General features: G+C 70.2%; 4 protein-coding genes. 3 read left to right on the forward strand and 1 reads right to left on the reverse strand.

Going from position 1 to position 6,616, the window contains the following annotated elements; all coding sequences use genetic code 11:
• Positions 1-3 precede the first annotated feature (3 nt).
• Positions 4-2,226: an NTP transferase domain-containing protein gene (locus H9623_RS16345; RefSeq protein ID WP_193721078.1), complete on the forward strand. Its 2,223-nt coding sequence runs from the start codon at positions 4-6 to the stop codon at positions 2,224-2,226.
• A gap of 57 nt (positions 2,227-2,283) precedes the next feature.
• Complete coding sequence (locus H9623_RS16350) at positions 2,284-4,740, forward strand: GH36-type glycosyl hydrolase domain-containing protein (protein ID WP_193721079.1); 2,457 nt, start codon at positions 2,284-2,286, stop codon at positions 4,738-4,740.
• Between the two features lie 129 nt (positions 4,741-4,869).
• Here H9623_RS16350 and H9623_RS16355 read toward each other — a convergent pair whose 3' ends face one another.
• On the reverse strand, positions 4,870-5,661 hold the full coding sequence (locus H9623_RS16355) for an exodeoxyribonuclease III (protein ID WP_193721080.1): 792 nt from the start codon (positions 5,659-5,661) through the stop codon (positions 4,870-4,872).
• 114 nt (positions 5,662-5,775) lie between these two features.
• Between H9623_RS16355 and H9623_RS16360 the strand changes: the two genes are divergently transcribed.
• Positions 5,776-6,543, forward strand: a complete 768-nt coding sequence (locus tag H9623_RS16360; RefSeq protein ID WP_193721081.1) for an SDR family NAD(P)-dependent oxidoreductase — start codon at positions 5,776-5,778, stop codon at positions 6,541-6,543.
• Positions 6,544-6,616 lie beyond the last annotated feature (73 nt).

The following is a 6,616-nucleotide window of genomic DNA, read 5'->3' on the forward strand; positions in this document are numbered from 1 at the left end:
GTCATGACCCTGCCACAGGCCGCACAGGTTCCCGCCACCACGAACGATCGAGCGGCGGTGGTCCTCGCTGCAGGCATCGACGACGCGTCCCGCGAGCTCATCACGCGCCCGCTCGGCGACGCGACCGTCGTCGAGCTCGCCGTCGCGAACGTCCGCAAGGTCGTCCCCGACGACCGCATCGTGGTCGTCATCGCCCCCGGGGACACGACCGTCCGGGGCCTGCTGGGCGAGGGGTTCCGGTACGTCGAGCAGCGTGACCTGCCCGGGACGGGCGGCGCGACGCTCGCGGCCCGGGCCGCGGTCGCCTCGCTCCCCGTGCCCGCGAGCGAGGTCCTCGTGGCCTACGCCGACACCCCGCTCCTGCGCTCCGAGTCCCTGCTGGGCCTCCTGACCCGCCACACGCTCAAGGGGGCCGACCTCTCGCTGCTCGCAGCCGTCGTGACCGAGGACCTGCCCACCTACGGGCGCATCGTCCGCCAGGACGGTGAGATCACGGCCATCCTCGAGGAGGAGGACCGCCCGAGCGGCGCCGACGCCGACGGCACCGCCACCGAGGTGAACGTGGGCGCCTACGTCGCGGCCCCCGACCTGCTGTTCACCGAGCTCGAGGACATGGTCGCCGGGGGAGAGCACCGGCTCACCGAGCTCGCACGCCGAGTCATCGCCAAGCAGAAGAGCATCTCGTCGTACCGGATCTACGACACCGACGAGGTCCGGGGCATCAACACCCCCGAGGAGCTCCAGGAAGCCGCGGACATCCTCCTCAAGCGGCTCTTCATGCCCAAGAAGAACACCGACACCAAGATCGTGTTCGGCACGGGCGGGTGGCGCGCCATCATCGGCGAGGGCTACACGCTCGCCAACGTGCGCCGCCTGTGCCAGGCGATCGCGAACGAGACGGTCCGCAAGGGCATCGACGGCCTGGGGGTCGTGATCGGCGGGGACCGCCGCTTCCTCTCGCGCGAGTCCGCGATCGCGGCCGCAGAGGTCTTCGCGGGCAACAACATCCCGGTCACGCTCCTGCCCGACGACGTCCCCACGCCCCTCGTGACCTTCGCCGCCCCGTACCTCGGCGCGGCCTACGGCATCATCGTCACGTCGAGCCACAACCCGCCCGAGTGGAACGGCATGAAGGTCTTCCGCCAGGACGGCTCGCTGCCCCTCGACGACGAGACGGACCGCTACCAGGACGAGGCCAACGCGCTCAGCGTCGACGACGTCATCACGCTCGACCTCGCGGTCGCCCGCAAGGCCGGCCTCGTCGTGGACAAGGTCCTCACCGAGCCCTACGTCGACGCGATCGAGAAGATCGTCGACGTCGAGGCGGTGCGCGGCTCGGACCTGCGCGTGATCGTCGACCCCATGTACGGCACGAGCCAGCTCACGCTCGGCACCATCCTCAACGACATGCGCGTGCGCTCGGAGTTCATCCACGCCGCCCACAACCCGCTGTTCGGCGGGATCGCCCCCGCGCCGGACCTCCAGCGCCTGTCGACGCTGATCTCGATGATCAAGCAGGGCGGTGGCCGCTACGACCTGGGCATGGCGACCGACGGCGACTCGGACCGTATCGGGATCGTCGACGAGACAGGCGAGTACATCTCGACCAACGACCTCCTGCTCCTCCTCTACTGGTACCTGCACGAGTTCCGCGGCGAGAAGGGCGGCGTCGTGCGCAACCTCGCGACCACGCACCTGCTCGACCGGCTCGCGGCGCACTTCGGCGAGGAGTCCCGCGAGGTCAAGGTCGGCTTCAAGCACGTCACCGCCGGCATGGAGGAGATCGGTGCCGTGCTCGGCGGCGAGTCCTCGGGCGGCCTCACGGTCCGCGGCTGGATCCTCGGCAAGGACGGCATCTTCGCGTGCGCCCTGGTGGTCGAGATGCTGGCCCGCACGGGCAAGAAGATCTCCGAGCTGCGCGAGATGATCTACGAGATCACGGGACGCCTCTACACTCTCGAGGCAGGCGTGGACTCCACGCCCGAGATGCGGATCGCCGTGCCGCGCCGCCTCGAGGCCGACCCGCTCACGCACGTCGGGCCGTACCCCGTCGTGAGCATCTCCCACCTCGACGGCACCAAGATCGTCCTCGAGAACGACAACTGGGCGCTCCTGCGGTTCTCCGGGACCGAGCCGGTCCTGCGCATGTTCGTCGAGGCGGACTCGCCCGAGAAGGCCACCGAGCTGCTCGACTGGCTCAAGGGCTTCGTCACCGCGGGCGTCTGAGCCTCAGCCCTCGCACCCACCCACCCGCACCTCTCACCGACAGGAACCGACCCGACGATGCGTTACGGCCATTTCGACACAGCTCGCGACGAGTACGTCATCGAGCGCCCCGACGTCCCCGTCTCGTGGACGAACTATCTGGGCACCAAGGACTTCTGCACCGTCCTGTCCCACAACGGCGGCGGCTACTCGTACTACAAGTCGGCGCAGACCGGCCGCATCTCGCGGTTCCGCCAGAACGGCGTCCCCCTCGACCGCCCGGGGCACTACGTGTACCTGCGCGACGAGGCCGACGGCGACTACTGGTCGGTCTCGTGGCAGCCGGTGGGCAAGCCGCTCGTGGCCGACGGCGACCCGATCGACCCTGCGGGCGGTGCGGGTCGCTGGACGACCCGCCACGGCCTGAGCTACTCGACGTTCGAGGCCCGGTACAAGGGCATCGACGCCCAGCAGACGATCTTCATCCCCCTGGACGACGACGTCGAGATCTGGGACGTGCGCCTGACGAACACGACCGACGAGGTCCGTGAGCTGAGCGTCGGGTCGTACGTGGAGTTCAGCTTCCACACCATCACGATCGACAACCAGAACCTGCAGATGTCGCTCTACTCGACGGGCTCGTCCTACGAGGACGGCATCATCGAGTACGACGCGTACTACGAGCCGTGGACGTTCCACTACTTCGCGTCGAGCGAGACGCCGTCGTCGTACGACTCGCTGCGCGACAACTTCATCGGCCCGTACCGCTCGGAGGCCAACCCGATCGCGATCGAGCGCGGGCACGGCTCCAACGAGAGCGCGACGACGCAGAACCACTGCGGTGCGCTCCAGCACAAGGTCACACTCCAGCCCGGCGAGACCAAGCGCCTCGTCTACATGCTGGGCTACGGCTCGCGCGCCGAGGCCGGCCGCGCGATGCAGGCCAAGTACGCGGACGTCGCGACCGTCGACGCCGAGCGCGCCCGCCTGGCGGCCTACTGGAAGGCCAAGCAGGACAAGCTGCGCATCCGCACGCCCCACGAGGGCATGAACACCATGATCAACTCGTGGACGCTGCTCCAGGCGGAGACGTGCGTCGTGTGGTCGCGCTTCGCGTCGTTCGTCGAGGTCGGCGGCCGCAGCGGCCTGGGCTTCCGCGACACGGCCCAGGACGTCATGAGCGTCATCCACACCAACCCGACCAAGACGCACCAGCGCATCGTGGAGCTGCTGCGGGCCCAGACGGAGGCGGGCTACGGCCTGCACCTGTTCGAGCCCAAGGCGTTCGACCCGGACGCGCCCAAGCTGCCCGACGTCCCGTCGCCGACGATCGTCCCGACGCCCGACCCCAAGGACCTCATCCACGGGCTCGAGGACACGTGCTCGGACGACCACCTGTGGCTCGTGCCGTCGGTCGTCGAGTTCGTCAAGGAGACCGGTCGCCTGGAGTTCCTCGACGAGGTGATCCCGTTCGCCGAGGGCACGCCCGCCACGGTGTACGAGCACCTCACGCGCGCGCTCGACTTCTCGAGCGAGCAGATCGGTCAGAACGGCGTGGCCCTGGGCCTGCGCGCGGACTGGAACGACTGCCTGAACCTGGGCGGCGGCGAGACCTCCCTCGTGACGTTCCTGCACGCCTGGGCCATCCAGGCGTTCCTGGAGCTCGCGCGGCACCGTGCGGCCGCCGGGGACGAGAGCGCGGCAGCGGACGTTGCCAAGTACGAGGCCGAGCTCGAGCGCATCGCGAAGGTCGCCGACACCCAGCTGTGGGACGGCGCCTGGTGGATCCGTGGCTACACGCGCGACGGCGTGAAGATCGGCTCGAACGACAACGACGAGGGCAAGATCTTCCTCGAGCACCAGGCGTGGCCCGTCATCGCGGGCATCACGACCCAGGAGCGCGGCGAGGCGTCGATGGACTCGGTGCGCGAGCTCCTGGGGTCGGAGTACGGCAACCACCTGAACTGGCCGGCGTTCACCAAGGTCGACGACACGGTCGGGTTCGTGACGCGCGTGTACCCGGGCATCAAGGAGAACGCGGCGATCTTCTCGCACCCGAACGCGTGGCCCATCATCGCCGAGGCCATGCTGGGCCGCGGCGACGAGGCCGTGCAGTTCTACGACGCGATCCTGCCGTACAACCAGAACGACAACATCGAGGTCCGCGGGGCCGAGCCCTACGCCTACGTGCAGTTCCTGTACGGCCGCGACCACGAGTGGTTCGGCAAGGCGCAGAACCCGTGGCTCACGGGCACGGCGGGCTGGATGTACACGGCTGCGACCAAGTACATCCTCGGTGTCCGCCTGGCCCTCGACGGCCTGGTCGTCGACCCGTCGATCCCCAAGGACTGGGACGGCTTCGAGGTGCGTCGTGAGTGGCGTGGCGCGGTCTACGAGATCGAGGTCCGCAACCCCGACCACGTCTCGAAGGGCGTGCGGTCGGTGACGCTCGACGGCGTCGAGCTCGACCCGACCCGGCCGATCCCGGTCCAGCCGGAGGGCTCCGAGGTCAAGGTCGTCGTGACGCTGGGCTGAGTCACCCACCCTCTGTTGCCGAAAACGGGGTTGGGGTCGTTCTGAGTCCCAGAACGACCCCAACCCCGTTCTCGGCACCGGCACCGGCACCGGGGGCAGCCGGGGGGGCCGGGCAGCCGGGCAGCGCCGTCAGTCCGAGAAGTCCACGATCACCGGCACGTGGTCCGAGGCGCCCTTGCCCTTGCGCTCGTCACGGTCGATCTCCACGCCCGTCGCCCGCGCGCGCAGAGCGGGGGAGAGGTACGCGTAGTCGATCCGCATGCCCTGGTTCTTGGGGAACCGGAGCTGCTGGTAGTCCCAGTAGGTGTACTTGTGCTCCTCGGGGAAGAAGTCCCGCGTGACCTCGGTGTACCCGGCTGTCGTGAACGCCGCGAAGGCCTCGCGCTCGGCCGGCGATGTGTGCGTGTGCCCCGCGAACACCGCGGGGTCCCACACGTCGGTGTCGAGCGGTGCGACGTTCCAGTCACCGACGAGCGCTACCTGCGCCGCGGGGTCCGCCTCGAGCCAGCCCGCGGCCTGCGTGCGCAGGTTGTGCAGCCACTCGAGCTTGTACGGGTAGTGCGGGTCGTCGAGCGCGCGCCCGTGCGGCACGTACAGGCTCCACACGCGCACGCCGCCGCACGTGGCCCCGATCGCGCGCGCCTCCAGGTGCGGCTCGGCCCCGAAGTGCGGCTGGGTCGCGAAGCCCGTCTCGACGTCCTCGATCCCGACGCGCGAGACGATCGCGACCCCGTTCCACTGGCTCAGGCCGAAGTGCGCGACCTCGTACCCCGCGGCCTCGAAGACCGCGTGCGGGAACTGGGCGTCCTTGCACTTGGTCTCCTGCAGCGCGAGCACGTCGGTGCCCGAGCGTTCGAGGAAGGCCACGGCGCGCTCGGCGCGGGCTCGGATCGAGTTGATGTTCCAGGTGGCGAGACGCATGGCGACAGGCTAGCCCGGCCGACCCACGCCGCCGCCGAGCCCGACGCGCGGTGGTGCGCGGCGCCGTCGGGCCTGCGGGTCACCCGACCGCCCCCGGCCCCCTAGGCTGGGTCCATGGCGACTGCACTGATCACCGGCGCCAGCGCCGGCCTGGGGCTCGAGTTCGCGTGGCAGCTGGCCACGGCCCGTCACGACCTGGTCCTCGTCGCGCGCGACGCCGAACGCCTCGAGCGCGTCGCGCAGCAGATCCGCGCTGCGGCCGGCGTGCGGGTCCAGGTCCTCCCGGCGGACCTCTCGGTGCCCGACGACGCCGCGCGCGTCGCAGCACGCCTCGCCCTCGTGGAGGAGGACGAGGCCGGGCAGCGGCCCGTGGGCCTGCTCGTCAACAACGCGGGCTACGCCGTGCACCAGCGCTTCGTGGGCGGTGACGTCGAGGCCGAGGTCAAGGCCCTGGACGTCATGGTGCGCGCGGTCCTGGTACTGTCGCACGCCGCGGCGGGCCAGATGACCGAGCGCGGGCGCGGCGCGATCCTCAACGTCGCGTCGGTCGCGGCACTCACGGCGAGCGGCACGTACTCGGCCGCCAAGGCGTGGGTGCGGACGTTCACCGAGGGCCTCGCGGTCGAGCTGCGCGGGACGGGCGTCACGGCCACGGCCCTGTGCCCGGGCCTCACGCACACCGAGTTCCACGAGCGGGCCGGGATCGACTACACGCAGCTCCCCGAGGTCGCCTGGCTCAACGCCGACCGCGTGGTCGCGGCGGCCCTCGCCGACGTACGCCGCGGCATCGTGATCTCGACGCCCTCGTTGCGGTACCGGCTGGCGTCGGGCCTGCTGAAGGTCGCGCCGCGCGCGGCCGTACGGGCGTTCGAGGGGCGCTAGGTGTACTGACCCGTTGCGTTGTTGATTCGGTCGATGGGTCGTAGGCCGCCGATGCCGAGGTGGGGTCGTTCCA

The organism is Oerskovia douganii, assembly GCF_015142735.1.
GTDB lineage: Bacteria > Actinomycetota > Actinomycetes > Actinomycetales > Cellulomonadaceae > Oerskovia > Oerskovia douganii.

Bases quoted from the DNA above. Each gene is read 5' to 3' on its own strand.
- H9623_RS16345 (WP_193721078.1), top strand. From the start codon at position 4: ATGACCCTGCCACAGGCCGCACAGGTTCCCGCCACCACGAACGATCGA.
- H9623_RS16350 (WP_193721079.1), top strand. From the start codon at position 2,284: ATGCGTTACGGCCATTTCGACACAGCTCGCGACGAGTACGTCATCGAG.
- H9623_RS16355 (WP_193721080.1), bottom strand. From the start codon at position 5,661: ATGCGTCTCGCCACCTGGAACATCAACTCGATCCGAGCCCGCGCCGAG.
- H9623_RS16360 (WP_193721081.1), top strand. From the start codon at position 5,776: ATGGCGACTGCACTGATCACCGGCGCCAGCGCCGGCCTGGGGCTCGAG.